18 protein-coding genes, 4 tRNA genes and 1 rRNA gene are annotated in these 22,074 nt (G+C 64.8%); all 23 read left to right on the top strand.

The features are described 5' to 3' along the window. Positions 1–106, top strand: a 5S ribosomal RNA gene (gene rrf, locus EKG36_RS14415); the annotation flags it as partial. Positions 107–830: 724 nt separating this feature from the next. After that, complete coding sequence (locus tag EKG36_RS14410) at positions 831–1,814, top strand: biotin--[acetyl-CoA-carboxylase] ligase (protein ID WP_126485273.1); 984 nt, start codon at positions 831–833, stop codon at positions 1,812–1,814. Next, positions 1,811–2,650 (top strand): type III pantothenate kinase, encoded by an 840-nt coding sequence (locus EKG36_RS14405; protein WP_126485270.1) that lies wholly within the window; start codon positions 1,811–1,813, stop codon positions 2,648–2,650. Before EKG36_RS14410 ends, EKG36_RS14405 begins: the two co-directional genes overlap by 4 nt. Before the next feature lie 116 nt (positions 2,651–2,766). After that, a tRNA-Tyr gene (locus tag EKG36_RS14400) sits at positions 2,767–2,850 on the top strand. A gap of 48 nt (positions 2,851–2,898) precedes the next feature. After that, positions 2,899–2,972, top strand: a tRNA-Gly gene (locus EKG36_RS14395). Positions 2,973–3,002: 30 nt separating this feature from the next. Further along, positions 3,003–3,077 (top strand) — tRNA-Thr (locus tag EKG36_RS14390). 151 nt (positions 3,078–3,228) lie between these two features. Beyond that, positions 3,229–3,304: transfer RNA gene (locus EKG36_RS14385), tRNA-Trp, on the top strand. A gap of 72 nt (positions 3,305–3,376) precedes the next feature. Further along, positions 3,377–3,745 (top strand): preprotein translocase subunit SecE, encoded by a 369-nt coding sequence (secE, locus tag EKG36_RS14380; protein WP_126485268.1) that lies wholly within the window; start codon positions 3,377–3,379, stop codon positions 3,743–3,745. A gap of 8 nt (positions 3,746–3,753) precedes the next feature. Next, positions 3,754–4,287: a transcription termination/antitermination protein NusG gene (gene nusG, locus EKG36_RS14375; RefSeq protein ID WP_126485266.1), complete on the top strand. Its 534-nt coding sequence runs from the start codon at positions 3,754–3,756 to the stop codon at positions 4,285–4,287. A gap of 92 nt (positions 4,288–4,379) precedes the next feature. After that, complete coding sequence (gene rplK, locus EKG36_RS14370) at positions 4,380–4,811, top strand: 50S ribosomal protein L11 (protein WP_126485264.1); 432 nt, start codon at positions 4,380–4,382, stop codon at positions 4,809–4,811. A gap of 2 nt (positions 4,812–4,813) precedes the next feature. After that, positions 4,814–5,506, top strand: coding sequence for a 50S ribosomal protein L1 (gene rplA / locus EKG36_RS14365; protein WP_126485262.1), 693 nt, complete (start codon positions 4,814–4,816; stop codon positions 5,504–5,506). Positions 5,507–5,766: 260 nt separating this feature from the next. Further along, the gene (gene rplJ / locus EKG36_RS14360) at positions 5,767–6,267 is read left to right on the top strand and encodes a 50S ribosomal protein L10 (RefSeq protein ID WP_126485291.1); all 501 of its coding nucleotides are present in this window, start codon (positions 5,767–5,769) and stop codon (positions 6,265–6,267) included. Between the two features lie 89 nt (positions 6,268–6,356). Then, positions 6,357–6,728 carry a 50S ribosomal protein L7/L12 gene (rplL, locus tag EKG36_RS14355; protein WP_126485260.1) on the top strand — a complete coding sequence of 124 codons (372 nt, stop codon included), beginning with the start codon at positions 6,357–6,359 and terminating at the stop codon, positions 6,726–6,728. Between the two features lie 233 nt (positions 6,729–6,961). Further along, positions 6,962–11,041, top strand: a complete 4,080-nt coding sequence (gene rpoB / locus EKG36_RS14350) for a DNA-directed RNA polymerase subunit beta (protein ID WP_126485258.1) — start codon at positions 6,962–6,964, stop codon at positions 11,039–11,041. Positions 11,042–11,128: 87 nt separating this feature from the next. Continuing rightward, a complete protein-coding gene (rpoC, locus tag EKG36_RS14345; protein ID WP_126485256.1) occupies positions 11,129–15,346 on the top strand; it encodes a DNA-directed RNA polymerase subunit beta' in 4,218 nt (1,405 codons plus the stop codon). A gap of 190 nt (positions 15,347–15,536) precedes the next feature. After that, a complete protein-coding gene (rpsL, locus tag EKG36_RS14340; RefSeq protein ID WP_016856424.1) occupies positions 15,537–15,911 on the top strand; it encodes a 30S ribosomal protein S12 in 375 nt (124 codons plus the stop codon). Positions 15,912–16,039: 128 nt separating this feature from the next. Continuing rightward, positions 16,040–16,510, top strand: coding sequence for a 30S ribosomal protein S7 (rpsG, locus tag EKG36_RS14335; RefSeq protein ID WP_089848262.1), 471 nt, complete (start codon positions 16,040–16,042; stop codon positions 16,508–16,510). Positions 16,511–16,540: 30 nt separating this feature from the next. Then, positions 16,541–18,661, top strand: coding sequence for an elongation factor G (fusA, locus tag EKG36_RS14330; protein ID WP_126485254.1), 2,121 nt, complete (start codon positions 16,541–16,543; stop codon positions 18,659–18,661). 29 nt (positions 18,662–18,690) lie between these two features. Then, a complete protein-coding gene (tuf, locus tag EKG36_RS14325; RefSeq protein ID WP_126485252.1) occupies positions 18,691–19,884 on the top strand; it encodes an elongation factor Tu in 1,194 nt (397 codons plus the stop codon). Positions 19,885–20,048: 164 nt separating this feature from the next. Next, a complete protein-coding gene (gene rpsJ, locus EKG36_RS14320; protein WP_089848256.1) occupies positions 20,049–20,360 on the top strand; it encodes a 30S ribosomal protein S10 in 312 nt (103 codons plus the stop codon). A gap of 148 nt (positions 20,361–20,508) precedes the next feature. After that, positions 20,509–21,147 carry a 50S ribosomal protein L3 gene (rplC, locus tag EKG36_RS14315; protein ID WP_126485250.1) on the top strand — a complete coding sequence of 213 codons (639 nt, stop codon included), beginning with the start codon at positions 20,509–20,511 and terminating at the stop codon, positions 21,145–21,147. A gap of 14 nt (positions 21,148–21,161) precedes the next feature. Further along, a complete protein-coding gene (gene rplD, locus EKG36_RS14310) occupies positions 21,162–21,770 on the top strand; it encodes a 50S ribosomal protein L4 (protein ID WP_126485248.1) in 609 nt (202 codons plus the stop codon). Further along, complete coding sequence (rplW, locus tag EKG36_RS14305) at positions 21,767–22,063, top strand: 50S ribosomal protein L23 (RefSeq protein ID WP_097790620.1); 297 nt, start codon at positions 21,767–21,769, stop codon at positions 22,061–22,063. Before rplD ends, rplW begins: the two co-directional genes overlap by 4 nt. Positions 22,064–22,074 lie beyond the last annotated feature (11 nt).

Raw genomic sequence — 22,074 nt, 5'->3', positions numbered from 1 at the left:
ATAGCGTGCGGGAACCACCTGATCCCTTGCCGAACTCAGCAGTGAAACCGCTCAGCGCCGATGGTAGTGTGGGGTCTCCCCATGCGAGAGTAGGTCATCGTCAGGCACTTATTTCGAGAAAGCCCCGGTAGCGACAGCTGCCGGGGTTTTTTCATGTTGGGCCGATGGCACCTCCCGGGGGGCCTCCCCATGGAGAGTCCCGGAGCGCCGGCCGCCGGAGCGCCGGCCGCCGGAACGCCGGCCGAATCATCGTCAGGCACTTATTCCGAGACAACCCCGGTAGCGACAGCTGCCGGGGTTTTGTCATGGTGAGTCCATGGCACCGGCCGGGATCTCCTCCTGGACCCGTGCGTCGGGAATGAAGGGGAGCCGTCTTGGCGGGCTCGCAGGGCAAGTCTCGGGGAGGAGGCGCTTCGAGCCGGGGGCGACCTCGGTTACCGTTCGCGAAGCCGGGGGGCTCCGAGCCTGACAGGGGCGTGGTGAGGGGAGAGGGCGGACCTCGCGACGATGCTGCTACGGGCGCGCTGAGCAAGCGCTGGAGCGCCGCATGGCCGGGGCGCCAGGTGGCCGTCACCCGATCCCTGAGACTCGGCTGGCGTCGCTCTGGCGCGTCCTAGGAGCGGCGATGCTCGGATTCCGGGACCTCGGCGCCCCGCCAGCCCGGAGGAGCCGTGTCGCGCGCCGGCGAGACGACCTGCGGGTCTCGGGAGCGGTGCCGCTACGGGGCGCATGACGACCAAAGGGGGATTGCGAATCGCGCCGGGTGCGCCGATTTCCGGGCTTGCGTCTGTTCCGATAGAATATGGCTTTTTCCCGTCTGGGGCATGCGCATGACCATCGGTGACCTGATCCGCCTTCTGAGTGATGGCGAGTTCCATTCCGGCGAGCAGCTGGGCGAGCGTCTGGGCGTGTCGCGCGCCGCGGTGTGGAAACAGCTGCGCAAGCTCGAGGCCCTGGGCATCCCCATGGAGGCGGTCAAGGGGCAGGGCTACCGGCTGGCCGAGCCTCTGGAGCTGCTGGACGGTGGCGTCATCGTGGCCGGCCTGTCCCGGGACGTGCGCCAGCACCTGACTCGGCTGTTCGTCGAGGAGACGTTGCCATCGAGCAACCAGTTTCTGCGCGAGCGTTTTGCCCACGGAGCCGGGCATGGCGAGGTCTGCCTGGTGGAGCAACAGAGTGCTGGCAAGGGGCGGCGGGGGCGCACCTGGGTGACCCCCTGGGGGCGGACCCTGATGCTCTCGGTGGGGTGGCGCTTCGAGTCCGGCGTGGCGGCCCTGGAGGGACTCAGCCTGGCGGTCGGTGTGGCGCTGGCCCGGGTATTGGAGAGTCACGGCGTCAGGCCGCGACTCAAGTGGCCCAATGACGTCCTGCTCGAGAGGGCGGACGGTCAGCTGGGCAAGCTGGCAGGCATTCTGGTGGAGATGAGCGGGGATGCCGCCGGCCCCTGCGAGGTGGTGGTCGGCATGGGGATCAATGTCGATCTTCCCGGGGCCTTTCGCGAGACCATCGAGCAGCCGGTGGGTGCGGTTCACGACCAGGCGCCGGGGCTCTCCCGCAACCGCCTGGCCATCGAGCTGCTGGAGCTGCTGATGCCGCTGCTGGCCGCCTTCGAGCAGCAGGGGTTCGCGGCCTGGCAGGAGGAGTGGAATCGCCGGCACGCCTTCGCCGGGCGAGAGGTGGACGTGATTCGCGGCGAGCGCCGCGAGTCGGCGGTCGCCGAATCCGTGGATGCCTCGGGCAATCTCTGGGTGCAACGAGCCGAGGGGCGCGAGCGGCTCGCCGGAGGCGAGATCAGTATACGGGGGCATGGATGATCCTGGATCTCGACATCGGTAACACCCTGTCGAAGTGGCGCCTCAAGGATGCGGACAGCAGCGAGATCCGCTCGCGCGGCGCGGTCTGGACCCGTGAGGAGTGGCGTCCCGGAGCGGATATCCCCGACCTCGACGTGGTCGAGGCGGTGCGCATCTCCAGCGTGGCTCGTCAGGCCGTGCTGGCCCAGACGGTGGCCCTGCTGCAGAATCGGGTGGGCGGGGTGCACGTGGCCCGCTCGCGCCCGGAGGCCCTCGGGGTGACCAACGGCTACCGGGAGCCCGAGCGGCTGGGAGTGGATCGCTGGATGGGGGTTCTGGCGGGCTATCAGCTCGCCGGCGGCTGCTGCAGCGTGGACTGCGGCAGCGCCATCACCGTGGATTTCGTGCTGCCCGGTGGGCGGCACCTGGGCGGCTATATCCTGCCGGGCCTGCGCCTGATGAAGGAGAGCCTCAAGCTCGGTACGCGCAATGTGGCCATCGACCCCGACAGCGAGGCCGACGAGTTGCTGGCCCCCGGCACGCGGACCGTGGAGGCGGTCAATCACGGCATCTACATGGCCGCAGTGAGTGCCGTGAACCGGATCTACAGCGAGGTCTGCGACCGCGAGAACGTGCCCCTGCCGGTGCTGCTCACTGGCGGTGACGCCCGGGTGGTCTCGCGGGGCATCCAGGTGCCCCATGCGGTCTGGCCGGACATGGTCTATGGGGGGCTGGAGGCCAGCTTCCCGCTGACCGCCGCCGAGCGAGCCGGGCGCATGGCCGGGGCGCCGCTGGTGCCGCGGCCGGTGTCGCTGGAAAAAATCCGCGCCGGCCTTGCATTCTCCATGCTGCTTTGACACAATGCGCCGCGTTCCGGAGAGGCGGGTCCGTTCGACGGTCGTGCCCGGTCAGGAAGATTGAGAAAACAATCACTTGACACCGAGAGCTGAGGCGGTAAAATGCACCGCCAGTTGGAGGGGTTCCCGAGTGGCCAAAGGGAGCAGACTGTAAATCTGCCGCGAAAGCTTCGAAGGTTCGAATCCTTCCCCCTCCACCAGATTTCGCCGCCCTCGCCAGGTGCGGAGGTGGAAAAAAGAGTGGGCAGGCGGGCATAGTTCAATGGTAGAACCTCAGCCTTCCAAGCTGATGATGCGGGTTCGATTCCCGCTGCCCGCTCCAGGTTTGCGGCATGTGGTGCCGAGCAGTAGCGCTCATGTAGCTCAGGGGTAGAGCACACCCTTGGTAAGGGTGAGGTCGACGGTTCAAATCCGTCCATGAGCTCCACATCGAAAAGGCGAGCCGAGGCTCGCCTTTTCTCTTTCTTCCCGGCGCGGCTGGATGTCGGAGAAGGGGTTGCCAGGCAAAGCGGCTTCCGCTATGATGGCGCCCGCTGTCGCTCAGGTCGCTTGCAAAGGGCGGTCGCGGAAGCAGATACAGGCCAGTAGCTCAATTGGCAGAGCAGCGGTCTCCAAAACCGCAGGTTGGGGGTTCGATTCCCTCCTGGCCTGCCAGTCTTCCCCAGGCTGGCGAGATCTCATATACTTTCATGTTTCGATTGCCGCACCCTGAGGAGTCTCGTTTTCATGAAACATAACGCCGAGGTGCAGGAGACGCGCCACGACGGGCTCAAGTGGGCGGTTGTCGTCACTCTGCTGGTTCTTGCCGTCGTCGGCAATACCTATTTTGCCGATCAGGCGCTTCTCTATCGTGTGCTCGGTGTCGTCGCCCTCAGTCTGGTGGCGGCGCTGGTGGCGTTGACCACCACGAAGGGGCGTGAGCTGGTCGAGCTGGCCCGCAGCGCGAAGAAGGAAATCCAGCGCGTGGTCTGGCCGACCCGTCCCGAGACCGTGCAGACCACCGCCATCGTGCTGGTGGCCGTGCTGGTGGTGGGGCTGATGCTGTGGCTCATCGACACTCTTCTTGGCTGGGCGATGTCCGGCGTCATTGGTTAGGAGTCTTCATGTCCAAGCGTTGGTACGTCGTTCACGCCTACTCCGGCTTCGAGAAACATGTCATGCGCTCGCTTATCGAGCGCGTGAAGATGTATGGCATGGAGGATCGCTTCGGCGAGATCCTGGTGCCCACCGAAGAAGTCGTCGAGATGCGTGACGGCAAGCGCCGCAAGAGTGAGCGCAAGTTCTATCCCGGCTATGTGCTGGTCGAGATGGAGATGGACGACGAGACCTGGCATCTGGTCAACGAGACCCCGCGAGTGATGGGGTTCATCGGTGGCACCAAGGAGAAGCCGGCCCCCATCACCCAGCGTGAGGCGGATGCCATTCTCAGCCGGGTCAAGGACGGCACCGACAAGCCGCGGCCGAAGACCATGTTCGAGCCAGGCCAGTCCGTGCGCGTCATCGACGGCCCCTTCGCCGACTTCAACGGCGTGGTCGAGGAAGTCAACTACGACAAGAGTCGTCTCCAGGTCAGCGTGCTGATCTTCGGTCGGTCCACGCCGGTCGAGCTGGAGTTTGCCCAGGTCGAGAAGGAATAAGCCCTCTCGTCCGGGCGCGTTTCGTGTCGGTCGCCGAGGCGGCCGCGTAACCCGGGGAGCCGCAAGGCGCTACTACCCATCTGGAGTTCATCATGGCCAAGAAAGTCCAGGCTTACATCAAGCTGCAGGTCGCAGCCGGTAAAGCCAATCCGAGTCCCCCCGTGGGCCCCGCGCTGGGCCAGCACGGCGTCAACATCATGGAGTTCTGCAAGGCGTTCAACGCCGAGACCCAGGACATCGAGCCGGGTCTGCCGACTCCCGTGGTGATCACCGTCTATTCCGACCGCAGCTTCACCTTCGTCACCAAGACCCCGCCCGCGGCGGTCCTGCTGAAGAAGGCCGCTGGCATCAAGTCCGGCTCTGGCGAGCCGAACAAGACCAAGGTCGGTACCGTGACCCGCGAGCAGCTCGAAGAGATCGCCAAGACCAAGGAGCCGGACCTGACGGCTGCCGATCTCGACGCCGCGGTGCGTACCATTGCCGGTAGTGCCCGCAGCATGGGCCTGAACGTGGAGGGCCTCTGATCATGGCTAAGCTCAGCAAGCGCGCGAAGCAGATTCGCGAGAAGGTCGACCCGAACAAGGCGTACTCCCTGGAAGAGGCCGTGGCCCTGCTCTCCGAGCTGTCCGCCGTCAAGTTCAAGGAGTCCGTGGACGTCGCCATCAACCTGGGCGTCGACCCCCGGAAGTCCGACCAGGTCGTGCGTGGCGCCACCGTCATGCCCAATGGTACCGGCAAGGACGTGCGAGTCGCCGTCTTCACCCAGGGTGCCAACGCCGATGCCGCCAAGGAAGCCGGTGCCGACATCGTCGGCATGGATGACCTGGCCGAGCAGGTCAAGAAGGGCCAGCTCGACTTCGACGTGGTCATCGCCTCGCCGGACGCCATGCGCGTCGTCGGCCAACTGGGTCAGATCCTCGGTCCGCGTGGCCTGATGCCCAACCCCAAGGTCGGTACCGTGACCCCGGACGTCGCCACCGCGGTCAAGAACGCCAAGGCCGGCCAGGTGCGCTTCCGTACCGACAAGAACGGCATCATCCACACCACCCTTGGCAAGGTCGATTTCGACGCCGCCGCCATCCAGGGCAACCTGGAGGCGCTGATCGCCGACCTCAAGAAGCTCAAGCCGAGCACCTCCAAGGGCGTGTATTTCAAGAAGGTCTCCCTGTCCACCACCATGGGGCCGGGGCTGACCGTCGACCACTCGGCGTTCGTCTGACGCCGAGCTCGACACCCGAGCAAGAACTTTGCGGTCCCCGTGCACGGTTCGACAAGAGCCGGCGGGGCACCGTCAAAGACCGCAGGTGCCGTCTCGCCGTGCGACGGACGGCTTAATCACCCCTCGCGGGGACCTGCGCAGATGGTGTGGCCGCCAGATTTCTGGTGAGCACCATCACCCAGGACTCCCGGTCCCCGGCCGGGAGAGATGGTAACCACCGGAACTCTCTTGTGAGATTCCGGCACGAAGGAGTGATCACCGTGCCACTAGCACTCGAAGGCAAGAAGGCCATTGTTGCCGAGGTCAGTGAGGCGGCCAAGGATGCTCTCTCCGTCGTCGTAGCCGACTCTCGTGGCGTCGCGGTCAGCAAGATGACCGACCTGCGCAAGCAGGCCCGCGAGAATGGCGTGCAGATCCGTGTTGTGCGCAACACCCTGGCACGCCGCGCCCTGGCAGGCACCCAGTGGGAATGCCTGAACGAAAGCTTCGTGGGTCCGACCCTCCTGGCCTTCTCCACCGAGCATCCGGGCGCTGCCGCCCGCCTGTTCAAGGAGTTCGGTAAGGACGAGAAGAACTTCGAAGTCAAGGCGCTGGCCTACGAAGGCGAGTTCATCCCGGCGAGCGATCTCGATCGCCTGGCGACGCTGCCGACCTACGACGAGGCGATCGCCAAGCTGATGTCCGTCATGAAGGAAGCTTCTGCCGGCAAGCTGGTCCGTACCCTCGCCGCGCTGCGTGATCAGAAGGAAGAGGCCGCCTGAACGGCGAACTCGAGCCCGCAGCGAGAATCGAACATTGAATCAGCGAGTCATCGGTACGCCGAGACTCCCGCAAAGTTAGGAACGTGAAAATGGCACTGACCAAAGAAGACATCATCAACGCCGTCGCTGACATGTCCGTGATGGAAGTCGCCGAGCTGATCGAGGCGATGGAAGAGAAGTTCGGCGTGACCGCCGCGGCTGCCGTCGTGGCCGGCCCGGGTGGCGGTGAAGCCGCCGTCGAGGAAGAGCAGACCGAGTTCGACCTGGTGCTGACCGGCGCCGGCGACAAGAAGGTCAACGTCATCAAGGCCGTCCGCGAGATTACCGGCCTGGGCCTGAAGGAAGCCAAGGGTGCCGTCGACGGCGCGCCGGCGACCATCAAGGAAGCGATGTCCAAGGACGACGCCGAAGCAGCCAAGACCAAGCTGGAAGAAGCCGGCGCGAGCGTGGAGCTCAAGTAATCCTTGTGCCCACGGCTTCACGCGCTGCGTAAGCTTCCACGGCTGGTGGCGGGACACCCGCTGCCGGCCTTTTTCTGTTGTCACTAGCCGGTCGCCCCGCTGGGCCACCGCTAGCCGAATTCCGACGGCGAGTCTCCATGTGGAGGCTTGCCGTCAGCGCCTGACGGAGCCGCGCCCGTCGGGTGGCGCCGACACGCATCGGTCACCCATGGTGAACAAGCTGGGGAATACAGATGGCTTACTCATACACTGAGAAAAAACGCATCCGCAAGGATTTCGGCAAACTGCCCCAAGTGATGGATGTGCCTTACCTGCTGGCCATCCAGCTTGATTCCTACTACGACTTTCTCCAGCAGGATCGCTCACCCGAAGAACGTCTCGAGGTCGGCCTGCACGCCGCCTTCCGCTCGGTCTTCCCGATCGAGAGCTTCTCCGGCAACGCCGCCCTGGAGTACGTCAGTTATCGTTTCGGCACTCCGGCGTTCGACGTCAAGGAGTGCCAGCTGCGTGGCGTCACCTACTCGGCTCCCCTGCGCGTCAAGGTCCGTCTGATCATCTACGACAAGGACTCGTCGAACAAGGCGATCAAGGACATCAAGGAGCAGGAAGTCTACATGGGGGAGATCCCCCTGATGACCGAGAACGGCACCTTCGTCGTCAACGGCACCGAGCGCGTCATCGTCTCCCAGCTGCACCGCTCGCCGGGCGTGTTCTTCGATCACGACAAGGGCAAGAGTCATTCCTCCGGCAAGCTGCTGTACTCCGCTCGGGTGATCCCCTACCGCGGCTCCTGGCTGGACTTCGAGTTCGACCCGAAGGACAACGTCTTCGTGCGCATCGACCGTCGCCGCAAACTGCCGGCGTCCGTGCTGCTGCGCGCGCTGGGCATGAGCACCGAAGAGATCCTTGACGAGTTCTTCGAGACCAGCACTTTCCACATCGAGAAGTCCGGCTTCTCCGTGGAACTGGTGCCGTCGCGCCTGCGCGGCGAGACCGCGACCTTCGACATCAAGGATGGTGACGGCAACGTCATCGTCGAGGAAGGTCGTCGCGTCACCCAGAAGCACATCCGCCAGCTGGAGAAGGCCGGCCTCGAGCGTCTCGAGGTGCCGATGGACTACCTGTTCGGCAAGACCCTGGCCAAGGACCAGATCAACCCCGCCACCGGCGAGCTGATCTGCCCCTGCAACACCGCGATTACCCCGGAGCTGCTGGAAAGCATCGGCCAGGCAGGCATCACCACCCTCGAGACCCTGTATACCAACGATCTCGACTGTGGCCCCTTCATTTCCGACACCCTCAAGCTGGATACCACCGGGTCCCAGCTCGAGGCGCTGGTCGAGATCTACCGCATGATGCGCCCCGGCGAGCCGCCCACCAAGGAAGCCGCCGAGACGCTGTTCAACAACCTGTTCTTCACCGAGGACCGCTACGACCTGTCCGGCGTCGGTCGCATGAAGTTCAACCGCCGCCTGCGTCGCGATAGCGACACCGGGGCCGGCGTGCTCGACCGTCGCGACATCCTCGACGTGCTGGGCGAGCTGATCAGCATCCGTAACGGCTTCGGCGACGTCGACGATATCGACCACCTGGGCAACCGCCGCATCCGCTGCGTCGGCGAGATGGCCGAGAACCAGTTCCGCGTGGGCCTGGTGCGCGTCGAGCGCGCGGTCAAGGAACGCCTGTCCATGGCCGAGAGCGAAGGCCTGATGCCCCAGGACCTGATCAACGCCAAGCCGGTGGCGGCCGCGGTCAAGGAGTTCTTCGGCTCCAGCCAGCTGTCCCAGTTCATGGACCAGAACAACCCGCTGTCCGAGGTGACGCACAAGCGCCGCGTCTCCGCCCTCGGCCCGGGCGGCCTGACCCGCGAGCGGGCCGGCTTCGAGGTGCGTGACGTCCACGCCACCCACTACGGCCGCCTGTGCCCGATCGAGACCCCGGAAGGGCCCAACATCGGCCTGATCAACTCGCTGGCTACCTACAGCCACACCAACAGCTACGGCTTCCTCGAGACGCCGTACCGCAAGGTCGTGGACAGCCAGGTGACCGACGACGTGGTGCACCTCTCGGCCATCGAGGAGGGCGACTTCGTCATCGCCCAGGCCTCCGCCACCGTCAACGAGGGCGGTAAGCTGGTCGACGACCTGGTGCAGGTTCGCCACAAGGGCGAGACCACCTTCATGCGTCCCGAGCAGGTGACGCTGATGGACGTGTCGCCGCGCCAGGTGGTGTCCGTGGCCGCGGCGCTGATCCCCTTCCTCGAGCACGATGACGCCAACCGTGCCCTGATGGGGGCGAACATGCAGCGTCAGGCCGTGCCGACCCTGCGTGCCGAGAAGCCCCTGGTGGGCACCGGCATGGAGCGCTTCGTGGCCCGCGACTCCGGCGTCTGCGCCGTGGCCCGGCGTGGCGGGGTGATCGACTCGGTCGACGCCAAGCGCATCGTGGTGCGGGTCAACGAGGACGAGATCATCGGCGGCGAAGCCGGTGTCGATATCTACAACCTGACCAAGTACCTGCGCTCCAACCAGAACACCTGCCAGAACCAGCGCCCGATCGTGCGCCCGGGTGATGGTGTGGCTCGAGGCGACATCCTGGCCGACGGCCCGTCCGTCGACATGGGCGACCTGGCGCTGGGCCAGAACATGCGCATCGCCTTCATGCCGTGGAACGGCTTCAACTTCGAGGACTCCATCCTGCTCTCCGAGCGGGCGGTCCAGGAAGACCGGTTCACCACCATCCACATCCAGGAACTGACCTGCGTCTCCCGCGACACCAAGCTGGGCGCCGAGGAGATCACCTCGGACATCCCCAATGTCGGCGAGTCGGCGCTGTCAAAGCTGGACGAGGCGGGCGTGGTCTATATCGGCGCGGAAGTCGGTGCCGGCGATATCCTGGTCGGCAAGGTCACCCCCAAGGGCGAGACCCAGCTGACTCCGGAGGAGAAGCTGCTGCGCGCGATCTTCGGCGAGAAGGCCTCCGACGTGAAGGACACCTCGCTGCGCGCTCCGACCGGCATGAAGGGCACCGTCATCGACGTCCAGGTGTTCACCCGTGATGGCGTGGAGAAGGACTCGCGAGCGCTGTCCATCGAGCAGATGCAGCTCGACGAGGTGCGCAAGGACCTCCAGGAGACCTACCGCATCGCCGAGGACGCGACCTTCGTGCGTCTGCAGCGCACCCTCGCCGGCCAGGCCGTCAATGGCGGGCCCAAGCTCAAGAAGGGCGACGTGCTCACCGACGAGTACCTCGAGGAGCTGCCGCGCCAGCAGTGGTTCAAGCTACGCATGCAGGACGAGTCGCTCAACGAACTGCTGGCCCAGGCCGACGAGCAACTGGAGAACCGTCGCAAGGAGATGGACGAGCGCTTCGAGGACAAGAAGCGCAAGCTCACCCAGGGTGACGACCTGGCGCCGGGCGTGCTGAAGATCGTCAAGGTCTACCTGGCGATCAAGCGCCGCCTGCAGCCGGGCGACAAGATGGCCGGCCGCCACGGCAACAAGGGTGTCATCTCGGCGATCATGCCGATCGAGGACATGCCCTTCGACGACAATGGCGAGCCCATCGACGTGGTGCTGAACCCGCTGGGCGTGCCGTCGCGGATGAACGTCGGCCAGATCCTCGAGACCCACCTCGGCATGGCTGCCCGCGGCCTCGGAGTGAAGATCGAGCACATGCTGCGCGACGCCCGCGAGCAGCAGGTCGGCAAGATCCGCGAGTTCCTGGGCCAGGTCTACAATACCGACTCGAGCATCCGGGTCGAGGACCTCGACTCGCTCACCGACGACGAGGTCATCGCGCTCGCGAAGAACCTCAAGGCGGGCGTGCCCATGGCCACGGCGGTGTTCGACGGTGCCCGCGAGCACGAGATCAAGCACCTGCTGAGCCTGGCCGACCTGCCGGACTCCGGTCAGATGACCCTCTATGACGGACGTACCGGTGACGCCTTCGACCGCCCGGTCACCGTGGGTTACATGTACATGCTGAAGCTCAACCACCTGGTGGACGACAAGATGCACGCACGTTCCACGGGCTCCTACTCGCTGGTCACCCAGCAGCCGCTGGGCGGCAAGGCCCAGTTCGGTGGTCAGCGCTTCGGGGAAATGGAGGTCTGGGCCCTGGAAGCCTATGGCGCGGCCTACACCCTCCAGGAGATGCTCACCGTCAAGTCCGACGACGTGGAGGGTCGCACCAAGATGTACAAGAGCATCGTGGACGGCGACCACACCATGCAGGCGGGCATGCCGGAGTCCTTCAACGTGCTGGTGAAGGAAATCCGCTCGCTGGGCATCGATATCGAACTGGAGAGCTGAGGCTGCCGCGACGGCGCTTCACAGAATGACGGTCCGCGGGGGCGAAGCCGCCCCCGCCCATGACAACTCCGCAGCGGAGCCGACCCCATGAAAGATTTGGTGAAAGTCCTCAAATCGCAGTCTCAGTCCGACGAGTTCGACGCGATCAAGATTACCCTGGCGTCGCCGGACATGATTCGCAGCTGGTCCTTCGGCGAGGTCAAGAAGCCCGAGACCATCAACTACCGGACCTTCAAGCCGGAGCGCGACGGCCTGTTCTGCGCCAAGATCTTCGGCCCGGTAAAGGACTACGAGTGCCTGTGCGGCAAGTACAAGCGCATGAAGCACCGCGGCATCATCTGCGAGAAGTGCGGTGTGGAGGTCACCAAGGCCGCCGTGCGCCGCGAGCGGATGGGGCACATCGAACTGGCCAGCCCGGTCGCCCACATCTGGTTCCTCAAGTCGCTGCCGTCGCGCATCGGCATGTTCCTGGACATGACCCTGCGCGACATCGAGCGGGTGCTCTACTTCGAGAGCTTCATGGTCGTCGACCCGGGCATGACCACCCTCGAGCGTGGCCAGCTGCTCAACGACGAGCAGTACTTCGAGGCCCTCGAGGAGTTCGGTGACGACTTCGACGCCCGCATGGGCGCCGAGGCCGTCCAGGCCATGCTCAAGGACATCGATCTCGAGGAGGAGATCGAGCGGCTGCGCGAGGAGATCCCGCAGACCAACTCCGAGACCAAGATCAAGAAGCTGTCCAAGCGCCTCAAGCTGCTCGAGGCCTTCCAGGGCTCGGGCAACGACCCGGCCTGGATGGTCATGGAAGTGCTGCCCGTGCTGCCGCCGGACCTGCGTCCGCTGGTGCCGCTGGACGGCGGCCGCTTCGCGACCTCGGATCTCAACGATCTGTACCGTCGCGTGATCAACCGCAACAACCGCCTCAAGCGGCTGCTCGACCTCAACGCGCCGGACATCATCGTGCGCAACGAGAAGCGCATGCTGCAGGAGGCCGTCGACGCCCTGCTCGACAACGGTCGCCGCGGCCGGGCCATCACCGGCTCCAACAAGCGGCCGCTGAAGTCGCTCGCCGACATGATCAAGGGCAAGCAGGGCCGCTTCCGCCAGAACCTGCTGGGCAAGCGCGTCGACTACTCAGGCCGTTCGGTGATCACCGTGGGCCCGACCTTGCGCCTGCACCAGTGTGGCCTGCCGAAGAAGATGGCGCTCGAGCTGTTCAAGCCGTTCATCTACTCCAAGCTGCAGTCGCTGGGGCATGCCTCCACCATCAAGGCCGCCAAGAAGATGGTCGAGCGCGAGCTGCCCGAGGTCTGGGACATCCTCGCCGACGTCATCCGCGAGCACCCGGTGCTGCTGAACCGCGCCCCGACCCTGCACCGCCTGGGTATCCAGGCCTTCGAGCCACTGCTGATCGAGGGCAAGGCTATCCAGCTGCACCCGTTGGTGTGTGCCGCCTACAACGCCGACTTCGACGGTGACCAGATGGCGGTTCACGTGCCGCTGACCCTGGAGGCCCAGCTCGAGGCCCGGGCGCTGATGATGGCCACCAACAACGTGCTGTCACCGGCCAACGGCGAGCCGATCATCGTGCCGTCCCAGGACGTGGTGCTGGGGCTGTACTACATGACCCGCGAGAAGATCAACGCCAAGGGCGAGGGCATGGTGTTCGCTGACCTCAACGAGGTCGAGCGCGCCTTCGGGACCCAGAGCGTGGCGCTGCATGCCCGCGTCAAGGTCCGCCTCGACGAGGTGACGGTGGACGAGGAGAGCGGCGAGCATAGCCACAGCCGCACGATCTACGACACCACCGTGGGGCGCGCGCTGCTGTTCCGCATCCTGCCGGATGGCGTGCCCTTCGAGCTGATCGACCAGCCGATGAAGAAGAAGGCCATCTCCAAGCTGATCAACGAGGTGTACCGCCGCGCCGGCCTCAAGCCGGCGGTGATCTTCGCCGACCAGCTGATGTACACCGGCTTCCGCATGGCCACCTGGTCAGGCGCCTCCATCGGCGTCAACGACTTCGTCATCCCGGATGCCAAGGCCGAAATCGTCGATGCGGCGGAGGAAGAGGTCAAGGAAATCGAGGACCAGTTCTCCTCGGGCCTCGTAACCGCAGGCGAGAAGTACAACAAGGTCATCGACATCTGGGCGCGGGCCAACGACCAGGTCGCCAAGGCGATGATGGCCGGCATCTCCAAGGAGAGCGTGGTCGATCGCGAGGGCAACGAGGTCGAGCAGGACTCTTTCAACAGCGTCTTCATCATGGCCGACTCCGGTGCCCGGGGTAGTGCCGCCCAGATCCGCCAGCTGGCGGGCATGCGCGGCCTGATGGCCAAGCCGGATGGCTCGATCATCGAGACCCCGATCGTCGCCAACTTCCGTGAAGGCCTGAACGTCCTGCAGTACTTCATCTCGACCCACGGCGCCCGTAAGGGGCTGGCGGACACCGCGCTGAAGACGGCCAACTCCGGTTACCTGACCCGTCGCCTGGTCGACGTGGCCCAGGACATGGTCATCACCGAGGCTGACTGCGGCACCGAGAAGGGCCTGACCCTGCACCCGGTCATCGAGGGCGGCGACATCATCGTCTCCCTGGCGCAACGGGTGCTGGGCCGCGTGGTCGCCCAGGACGTCATCGACCCGGCTACCGAAGAGGTGCTGATCCCGCGCGACACCCTGCTCGACGAGGCCTGGTGCGCCGAGCTCGACACCATGGGCGTCGACGAGATCGTGGTGCGCTCGACGATCACCTGCGAGACCAGCCACGGGGTCTGCTCGGCCTGTTACGGCCGCGACCTGGCGCGCGGTCACCAGGTCAACATCGGCGAGTCCGTGGGTGTCATCGCCGCCCAGTCCATCGGCGAGCCGGGTACCCAGCTGACCATGCGGACCTTCCACATCGGCGGCGCGGCCTCCCGGGCCTCCGCGGTGGACAGCGTCCAGGTCAAGCACGGCGGCCGGGTGCGCCTGCACAACATCAAGTACGTCGAGCGCGGCGACGGCAAGCTGGTGGTGGTCTCCCGCTCCAGTGCTCTGGCGGTGGCCGACGAGCACGGCCGCGAGCGCGAGTACTACAAGCTGCCCTACGGCGCCGAGCTCTCCGTCAAGGACGGTGAGGCGGTCGACGCCGGCCAGGCCGTGGCCAAGTGGGATCCGCACACCCACCCGATCGTCGCCGAGGCCGAGGGCCAGGTGCAGTATGCGGACATGGACGAGGGTGTCACCATCCACCGCAGCGTGGACGAGATGACCGGCCTGTCCTCCATCGAGGTCATCGAGTCGGCGGCGCGCCCCATGGCCGGCCGCGACAAGCGTCCGATGATCCTGCTGGCCGACGAGACCGGCAAGCCGGTCACCGTGTCCGGCTCCGACACCCCGGTGCAGTACCTGCTGCCCGGCAAGGCGATCGTCACCGTGGACAATGGCTCGCACATCGGCGTCGGTGAGGTGGTGGCCCGTATCCCGGTCGAGGCGACCGGCAACAAGGACATCACCGGGGGGCTGCCGCGGGTCGCCGACCTGTTCGAGGCCCGCAAGCCGAAGGAGCCGGCGATCCTCGCCGAGATCAGCGGCGTGATCAGCTTCGGCAAGGAGACCAAGGGCAAGCGTCGCCTGACGATTACCCCGGAAGACGGCGATCCGTTCGAGATGCTGATCCCGAAATGGCGCCAGATCGCGGTGTTCGAGGGCGAGACCGTCGAGAAGGGCGAGGTCATCTCCGACGGCCCGAGCAACCCGCACGACATCCTGCGCCTGCTCGGCATCGCCGAGCTGGCCAAGTACATCGTCGCCGAGGTGCAGGACGTCTATCGCCTGCAGGGTGTGGGCATCAACGACAAGCACATCGAGGTGATCGTGCGTCAGATGCTGCGCAAGGTCGAGATCACCGATGCCGGCGATTCCGACTTCATCCCGGGCGACCAGGTCGAGCTGGTCCGCGTGCTGGAGCAGAACGCGGCCCTCGAGGCCAACGACAAGTTCCCGGCGAAGTGCCAGCGCCTGCTGCTGGGCATCACCAAGGCCAGCCTGGCCACCGAATCGTTCATCTCCGCGGCCTCCTTCCAGGAGACCACACGGGTGCTGACCGAGGCGGCGGTCACCGGCAAGCGCGATTACCTGCGCGGCCTGAAGGAAAACGTGGTGGTGGGACGCCTGATCCCGGCCGGTACCGGCCTGACCCACCACGCGGAGCGTCGCCGCAAGCGTGAAGACGCCGAACGCATGCTCCACCCGTCGGCTTATGACGTCGAGCAGGAGCTGGGCGCCCAGCTCACCGCGCTGGACTCGGACGACGACGAGATCTGACGCCGGCTCCGGCCGCATGGTGCGCCGCCTCCGGGCGGGCGCCGTGCTTGACGGCCGGCGGCGTCAGCCATTAGAATGCGCAGCCTTTAACAGTGGGGCGGGTGCGCCCGCGCCACTGGAAAAGGAGCGCAAGTCAGGGAGCGAACGGCTACTCGCTTCCGCCCAAGGCAACCCATTTTCGGAGCGATAAATGGCAACGATCAATCAGCTCGTGCGCAAGCCGCGCAAGCGCCAGGCCGCCAAGAGCGACGTGCCGGCGCTGCAGGCCTGCCCGCAGAAGCGCGGCGTCTGCACCCGCGTCTACACCACCACCCCGAAGAAGCCGAACTCGGCCCTGCGTAAGGTCTGCCGCGTGCGCCTGACCAACGGCTTCGAGGTGTCCTCCTACATCGGCGGCGAAGGCCACAACCTCCAGGAGCACTCCGTGGTCCTGATCCGTGGCGGCCGGGTGAAGGACCTTCCGGGTGTGCGTTACCACACCGTCCGCGGCGCTCTGGACACCTCCGGCGTCCAGAACCGTAAGCAGGGTCGTTCCAAGTACGGTACCAAGCGTCCGAAGGCCTAAGTGCCAGGACCGATACCGGCTGCGGCCACTAACGAACACATCATTGTCACGGTCTGATAAGAGTAAGGTCGAGCGCCCGCCGGGTTGTCTCGGGTTTACCTGAAGGACCCTTCGATAGAGGGCTTATCATGCCTAGAAGAAGAGTTGCGGCCAAGCGCGAGATCCTGCCGGATCCCAAGTTCGGAAGTGAGCGCCTGGCGAAGTTCATGAACCACCTGATGATCAGCGGCAAGAAGTCCGTAGCTGAGCGCATCGTCTATGGTGCGCTGGACAGGGTTGCCGAGCGTAGCAAGGAAGAGCCGCTGGAGATCTTCGACAAGGCGCTGGAGACCATTCAGCCCATGGTCGAGGTCAAGTCCCGCCGTGTCGGCGGTGCGACCTATCAGGTGCCGGTCGAGGTGCGGCCGTCCCGTCGCCAGGCGCTGGCCATGCGCTGGCTGGTGGATGCCGCCCGTCGCCGCGGTGAGAAGACTATGGTGCAGCGTCTGGCTGGCGAGATGCTGGATGCCGCCGAAGGCAAGGGTTCGGCCGTCAAGAAGCGTGAAGACGTGCATCGCATGGCAGAGGCCAACAAGGCCTTCTCTCACTACCGCTTCTAAACCGCATCGCCAACCAACGGGAGTTACATCGTGGCTCGCAAGACTCCGCTTAAGCGTTACCGCAATATCGGTATCGTAGCCCACGTCGACGCCGGTAAGACGACCACTACCGAGCGCGTCCTGTTCTACACCGGTCTGTCGCACAAGGTCGGCGAGGTCCATGAGGGCGCCGCCACCATGGACTGGATGGAGCAGGAGCAAGAGCGTGGCATCACGATCACCTCTGCGGCGACCACCTGCTTCTGGCAGGGCATGAACAAGCAGTTCGATGAGCACCGCATCAACATCATCGACACCCCGGGGCACGTCGACTTCACCATCGAGGTGGAGCGTTCACTGCGTGTCCTCGATGGCGCCGTGGTGGTGCTGTGCGGCAGCTCCGGCGTGCAGCCGCAGACCGAGACCGTGTGGCGCCAGGCCAACAAGTACGAAGTGCCGCGCATGGTGTTCGTCAACAAGATGGACCGTGCCGGCGCCGACTTCTTCATGGTCGTGGATCAGCTGAAGACCCGCCTGGGCGCCAACGTCGTGCCGATCCAGATCAACTGGGGGGCCGAGGACGAGTTCAAGGGCGTCGTCGACCTGATCCAGATGAAGGCCATCCTCTGGGATGAAGCCAACTTCGGCATGAACTACGACCTGGTCGATATCCCGGCCGAGCTCCAGGAGACCGCCGAGAAGTACCGCGAGCAGATGGTCGAGGCGGCCGCCGAGGCCTCCGAGGAGCTGATGGACAAGTACCTCGAGGAAGGCGACCTGCCTGCCGAGGACATCAAGGCCGGCCTGCGCCGTCGTACCCTCGACAACGAGATCGTGCTGGTCACCTGTGGCTCCGCGTTCAAGAACAAGGGCGTGCAGGCGGTGCTCGATGGCGTCATCGAGTACATGCCGTCACCCACCGAGGTCAAGGCCATCGAGGGTGAGCTGGACGACAAGGACGGCACCATCGCCACCCGCGAGGCGGACGACAATGCGCCCTTCGCCGCGCTGGCGTTCAAGATCGCCACCGACCCCTTCGTCGGCACCCTGACCTTCATCCGCGTCTACTCCGGCGTGCTGAAGTCCGGCGACAGCGTCTACAACTCCGTCAAGCAGAAGAAGGAGCGCGTCGGCCGTATCGTGCAGATGCACTCCAACTCCCGCGAGGAGATCAAGGAAGTGCTGGCCGGCGATATCGCCGCCTGCATCGGCCTGAAGGACGTCACCACCGGTGACACCCTGTGCGACCTGAACGACAAGATCGTGCTGGAGCGCATGGAGTTCCCGGATCCGGTGATTTCCGTGGCCGTGGAGCCGAAGTCCAAGGCCGACCAGGAGAAGATGGGCGTGGCGCTGGGCAAGCTGGCCCAGGAAGACCCGTCCTTCCAGGTCAAGACCGACGAGGAAACCGGTCAGACCATCATCTCCGGCATGGGTGAGTTGCACCTGGACATCATCGTCGACCGCATGCGTCGCGAGTTCAAGGTGGACGCCAACATCGGCAAGCCGCAGGTTGCCTACCGCGAGACCATCCGCAAGAGCGTCGAGCAGGAAGGCAAGTTCGTGCGCCAGTCTGGTGGTCGCGGTCAGTACGGTCACGTGCATCTGCGCATCGAACCGTTGACGGCCGAGGACAAGGGCGAAGATGAAGACATGCACTTCAAATTCGCTTCTGAAATCGTCGGCGGCGTAGTTCCCAAGGAATACGTGCCGGCCGTCGAGAAGGGGGCCTATGAGCAGCTCCAGAACGGTGTCATCGCGGGCTACCCGATGATTGACGTCAAGGTTACGCTGTTCGACGGTTCCTACCATGACGTGGACTCGAACGAGACCGCGTTCAAGGTCGCCTCTTCCATGGCGATCAAGGAAGGCGCACCCAAGGCCAAGGCCGTGCTGCTCGAGCCGGTGATGAAGGTCGAGGTCGTGACACCCGAGGAGTTCATGGGGGATGTCATGGGCGACCTGAACCGTCGCCGGGGCCTGGTCCAGGGTATGGATGACTCTTCCATGGGCAAGGTCATCCGCGCCACCGTTCCGCTGGCTGAGATGTTCGGTTACGCAACCGACCTGCGTTCTCAGACCCAGGGCCGCGCAAGCTACACCATGGAGTTTGCGGATTACGAAGAGGCGCCGTCCAGCGTCGTTGAAGCCGTCATCAACCAGAACGGTTAACCGTTAGCTAACGTAAAGAGGTCATAGCAGTGGCTAAGGAAAAATTTGAACGTTCCAAACCGCACATCAACGTCGGCACCATCGGTCACGTCGACCACGGCAAGACCACGCTGACTGCGGCCCTGACTCGCGTTTCCGCGGAAGTCTTCGGTGGTGACGCCCGCGCGTTCGACTCCATCGACAACGCTCCGGAAGAGCGTGAGCGCGGCATCACCATTGCCACCGCCCACGTCGAGTACCAGTCCGAAGTGCGCCACTACGCGCACGTCGACTGCCCGGGGCACGCCGACTACGTCAAGAACATGATCACCGGTGCGGCCCAGATGGATGGCGCCATCCTGGTGGTGTCTGCCGCCGACGGCCCCATGCCGCAGACCCGCGAGCACATCCTGCTGTCTCGCCAGGTTGGCGTGCCGTACATCGTCGTGTTCCTGAACAAGGCCGACATGGTCGATGACGAGGAGCTGCTCGAGCTGGTCGAGATGGAAGTCCGCGAACTCCTGAGCGAGTACGACTTCCCGGGTGACGACACCCCGATCATCACCGGTTCTGCCCTGATGGCTCTGGAAGGCAAGGACGACAACGGCATGGGTACCACCGCCGTTGCCAACCTGATCAAGGCCCTGGACGAGTACATCCCGGAGCCGGAGCGTGCCATCGACCAGCCGTTCCTGATGCCGATCGAGGACGTGTTCTCCATCTCCGGTCGCGGTACCGTGGTCACCGGTCGTGTCGAGCGCGGTGTCATCAAGGCCGGCGAGGAAGTCGAGATCGTCGGTATCAAGGACACCACCAAGACCACCGTCACCGGTGTCGAGATGTTCCGCAAGCTGCTCGACGAAGGTCGTGCCGGTGAGAACGTCGGCGCCCTGCTGCGCGGCACCAAGCGTGACGACGTCGAGCGTGGTCAGGTCCTGGCCAAGCCGGGCACCATCACCCCGCACACCAAGTTCGAGGCCGAGGTCTACGTGCTGTCCAAGGACGAGGGTGGTCGTCACACTCCGTTCTTCAAGGGCTATCGCCCGCAGTTCTACTTCCGTACCACCGACATCACCGGTACCTGTGAGCTGCCGGAAGGCGTCGAGATGGTCATGCCGGGCGACAACGTCAAGATGGTCGTCAGCCTGATCGCGCCGGTCGCCATGGACGAAGGCCTGCGTTTCGCCGTTCGCGAAGGCGGTCGTACCGTCGGCGCCGGCGTCGTGGCCAAGATCGTCGAGTAAGCATCGCGCGACTCGAGAGATCGAAGGGGGCTCCGCAAGGGGCCCCCTTTCTGCGCACCGTCACGAGGGGTTTGACTCTCGTCGGCGGCGCGCCTATAATGCGCATCCTTTGAATGCGTGGGTTGACGGCTCGCGCCGTCAAGATCCATTGGAGTTTAGGGCAAATGCAGAACCAGAAGATTCGCATTCGGTTGAAGGCTTTCGACCATCGCCTGATCGACCAGTCCGCCGCGGAGATCGTTGATACCGCCAAGCGTACCGGCGCCCAGGTTCGGGGTCCGATTCCTCTGCCGACCAATCGCGAGCGCTACACCGTCCTGGTGTCTCCGCACGTGAACAAGGACGCTCGTGACCAGTACGAGATTCGTACCCACAAGCGGGTGCTCGATATCGTCGAGCCCACCGAGAAGACCGTTGATGCCCTGATGAAGCTCGACCTCGCCGCTGGCGTGGACGTGCAGATCAAGCTCGACTGATACCACACTAGACACTTGCGGCCCAGCGGTCACTCCAGGGTGTCCAGCAGCCGCCGCGCCGGGATGGCGCCACACAACGTGCTAGTGGAATGCTCTGGAAAGGGCAGCCATAGCGGGTGATAGCCCCGTACACTATAGGAGACTGAGAATGACTATCGGTTTAGTCGGTAAGAAGGCCGGGATGACCCGTGTCTTCACCGAAGACGGCGCTTCCGTGCCCGTGACCGTTATCGAGGTTGAGCCTAACCGCGTCACTCGCGTGAAGTCCGTCGAGTCCGACGGCTACGCGGCGGTGCAGGTCACAACCGGTTCCCGCAAGGCCAAGCACCTGTCGAAAGCCCAGGCCGGGCAGTTCGCCAAGGCAGGTATCGAGGCCGGTCGTTCGCTGATGGAGTTCCGCCTGGACGAAGGCGTCGAGGCTCCGGAAGTGGGCGGCGAGCTCACCGTATCCCTCTTCGAAGCTGGTCAGAGCGTTGATGTGACCGGCACTTCCAAGGGCAAGGGTTTCCAGGGCGCCGTGAAGCGCTGGAACTTCCGCACCCAGGACAACAGCCACGGTAACTCCCTGGCCCACCGTGCACCGGGTTCCATCGGCATGTGCCAGACCCCGGGTCGCGTGTTCAAGGGCAAGAAGATGGCCGGCCAGCTGGGCAATGTCCGCTGCACCGTCCAGAGCCTGGAAATCGTCCGCGTCGATGCCGACCGCAATCTGCTGCTGATCAAGGGTGCCGTGCCCGGCGCCACCGGCAGTGATGTGATCGTGCGCAGCGCCGTCAAAGCAGGCTGAAGGGGAACTTACCGATGAATCTGAATCTTGCAGGTGCAGGCGCCGGTACCGTCGAGCTGTCCGACGCCACCTTTGGCAAAGAATTCAACGAAGCGCTCGTGCACCAGGTCGTCACCGCCTATCTGGCCGGTGGTCGTCAGGGTACCCGCGCCCAGAAGAACCGTTCCGATGTGCGCGGCGGTGGCAAGAAGCCGTGGCGCCAGAAGGGCACCGGCCGTGCCCGTGCCGGTACCATCCGTTCGCCGATCTGGCGTAGCGGCGGCGTGACCTTCGCGGCCCGTCCGCAGGACTACACCCAGAAGGTCAACCGCAAGATGTACCGCGCGGCCATGCGCTCGATCCTTTCCGAGCTGGTTCGCCAGGAGCGCCTGGTGGCCGTGGATGCCTTCGCCGTCGAGACCCCCAAGACCAAGCAGCTGGTCGCCAAGCTCGCCGAGCTGGGGCTGGAGAAGGTGCTGATCGTCACCGAAGAGGTCGACGAGAACCTGTACCTCGCCGCCCGCAACATCCCCAACGTGGATGTGGTGGACGTCGCTGCCGCCGATCCGGTGAGTCTGGTCGCCTTCGACAAGGTGCTGGCCACCGTCTCCGCTCTGCGCAAATTCGAGGAGAAGCTGGCATGAACCAGGAACGTGTATTCAAGGTGCTGCTGGGTCCGCACGTGACCGAGAAGGCCGCCATGGCCGCCGAGCGCAACCAGTACGTGTTCAAGGTGGCAAGCGACGCGACCAAGCCCGAGATCAAGACCGCCGTGCAGGAGTTGTTCGGCAAGAAGGTCGACCGCGTTCAGGTGCTGAACGTGAAGGGCAAGACCAAGCGCACCGCGCATGGGACTGGTCAGCGCAAGGGTTATCGCAAGGCGTACGTGACACTGGCCGCCGGCGAGACGCTTGAAGACTTCTCTGGCGCCGAATAAGGGCAGGAGTA

Source organism: Halomonas nitroreducens (genome assembly GCF_003966155.1).
GTDB classification, from domain to species: Bacteria; Pseudomonadota; Gammaproteobacteria; order Pseudomonadales; family Halomonadaceae; genus Halomonas; species Halomonas nitroreducens.
This window is presented reverse-complemented; position numbering and strand designations above follow the sequence as displayed.

What these genes read in the sequence shown, in the direction of transcription:
- rplW (WP_097790620.1), top strand. Translation starts at nt 21,767, where the DNA reads ATGAACCAGGAACGTGTATTCAAGGTGCTGCTGGGTCCGCACGTGACC.
- rplL (WP_126485260.1), top strand. Translation starts at nt 6,357, where the DNA reads ATGGCACTGACCAAAGAAGACATCATCAACGCCGTCGCTGACATGTCC.
- rpoB (WP_126485258.1), top strand. Translation starts at nt 6,962, where the DNA reads ATGGCTTACTCATACACTGAGAAAAAACGCATCCGCAAGGATTTCGGC.
- rpsG (WP_089848262.1), top strand. Translation starts at nt 16,040, where the DNA reads ATGCCTAGAAGAAGAGTTGCGGCCAAGCGCGAGATCCTGCCGGATCCC.
- rplK (WP_126485264.1), top strand. Translation starts at nt 4,380, where the DNA reads ATGGCCAAGAAAGTCCAGGCTTACATCAAGCTGCAGGTCGCAGCCGGT.
- EKG36_RS14410 (WP_126485273.1), top strand. Translation starts at nt 831, where the DNA reads ATGACCATCGGTGACCTGATCCGCCTTCTGAGTGATGGCGAGTTCCAT.
- rpoC (WP_126485256.1), top strand. Translation starts at nt 11,129, where the DNA reads ATGAAAGATTTGGTGAAAGTCCTCAAATCGCAGTCTCAGTCCGACGAG.
- rplA (WP_126485262.1), top strand. Translation starts at nt 4,814, where the DNA reads ATGGCTAAGCTCAGCAAGCGCGCGAAGCAGATTCGCGAGAAGGTCGAC.
- rplC (WP_126485250.1), top strand. Translation starts at nt 20,509, where the DNA reads ATGACTATCGGTTTAGTCGGTAAGAAGGCCGGGATGACCCGTGTCTTC.
- rplD (WP_126485248.1), top strand. Translation starts at nt 21,162, where the DNA reads ATGAATCTGAATCTTGCAGGTGCAGGCGCCGGTACCGTCGAGCTGTCC.
- nusG (WP_126485266.1), top strand. Translation starts at nt 3,754, where the DNA reads ATGTCCAAGCGTTGGTACGTCGTTCACGCCTACTCCGGCTTCGAGAAA.
- rpsL (WP_016856424.1), top strand. Translation starts at nt 15,537, where the DNA reads ATGGCAACGATCAATCAGCTCGTGCGCAAGCCGCGCAAGCGCCAGGCC.
- rpsJ (WP_089848256.1), top strand. Translation starts at nt 20,049, where the DNA reads ATGCAGAACCAGAAGATTCGCATTCGGTTGAAGGCTTTCGACCATCGC.
- secE (WP_126485268.1), top strand. Translation starts at nt 3,377, where the DNA reads ATGAAACATAACGCCGAGGTGCAGGAGACGCGCCACGACGGGCTCAAG.
- EKG36_RS14405 (WP_126485270.1), top strand. Translation starts at nt 1,811, where the DNA reads ATGATCCTGGATCTCGACATCGGTAACACCCTGTCGAAGTGGCGCCTC.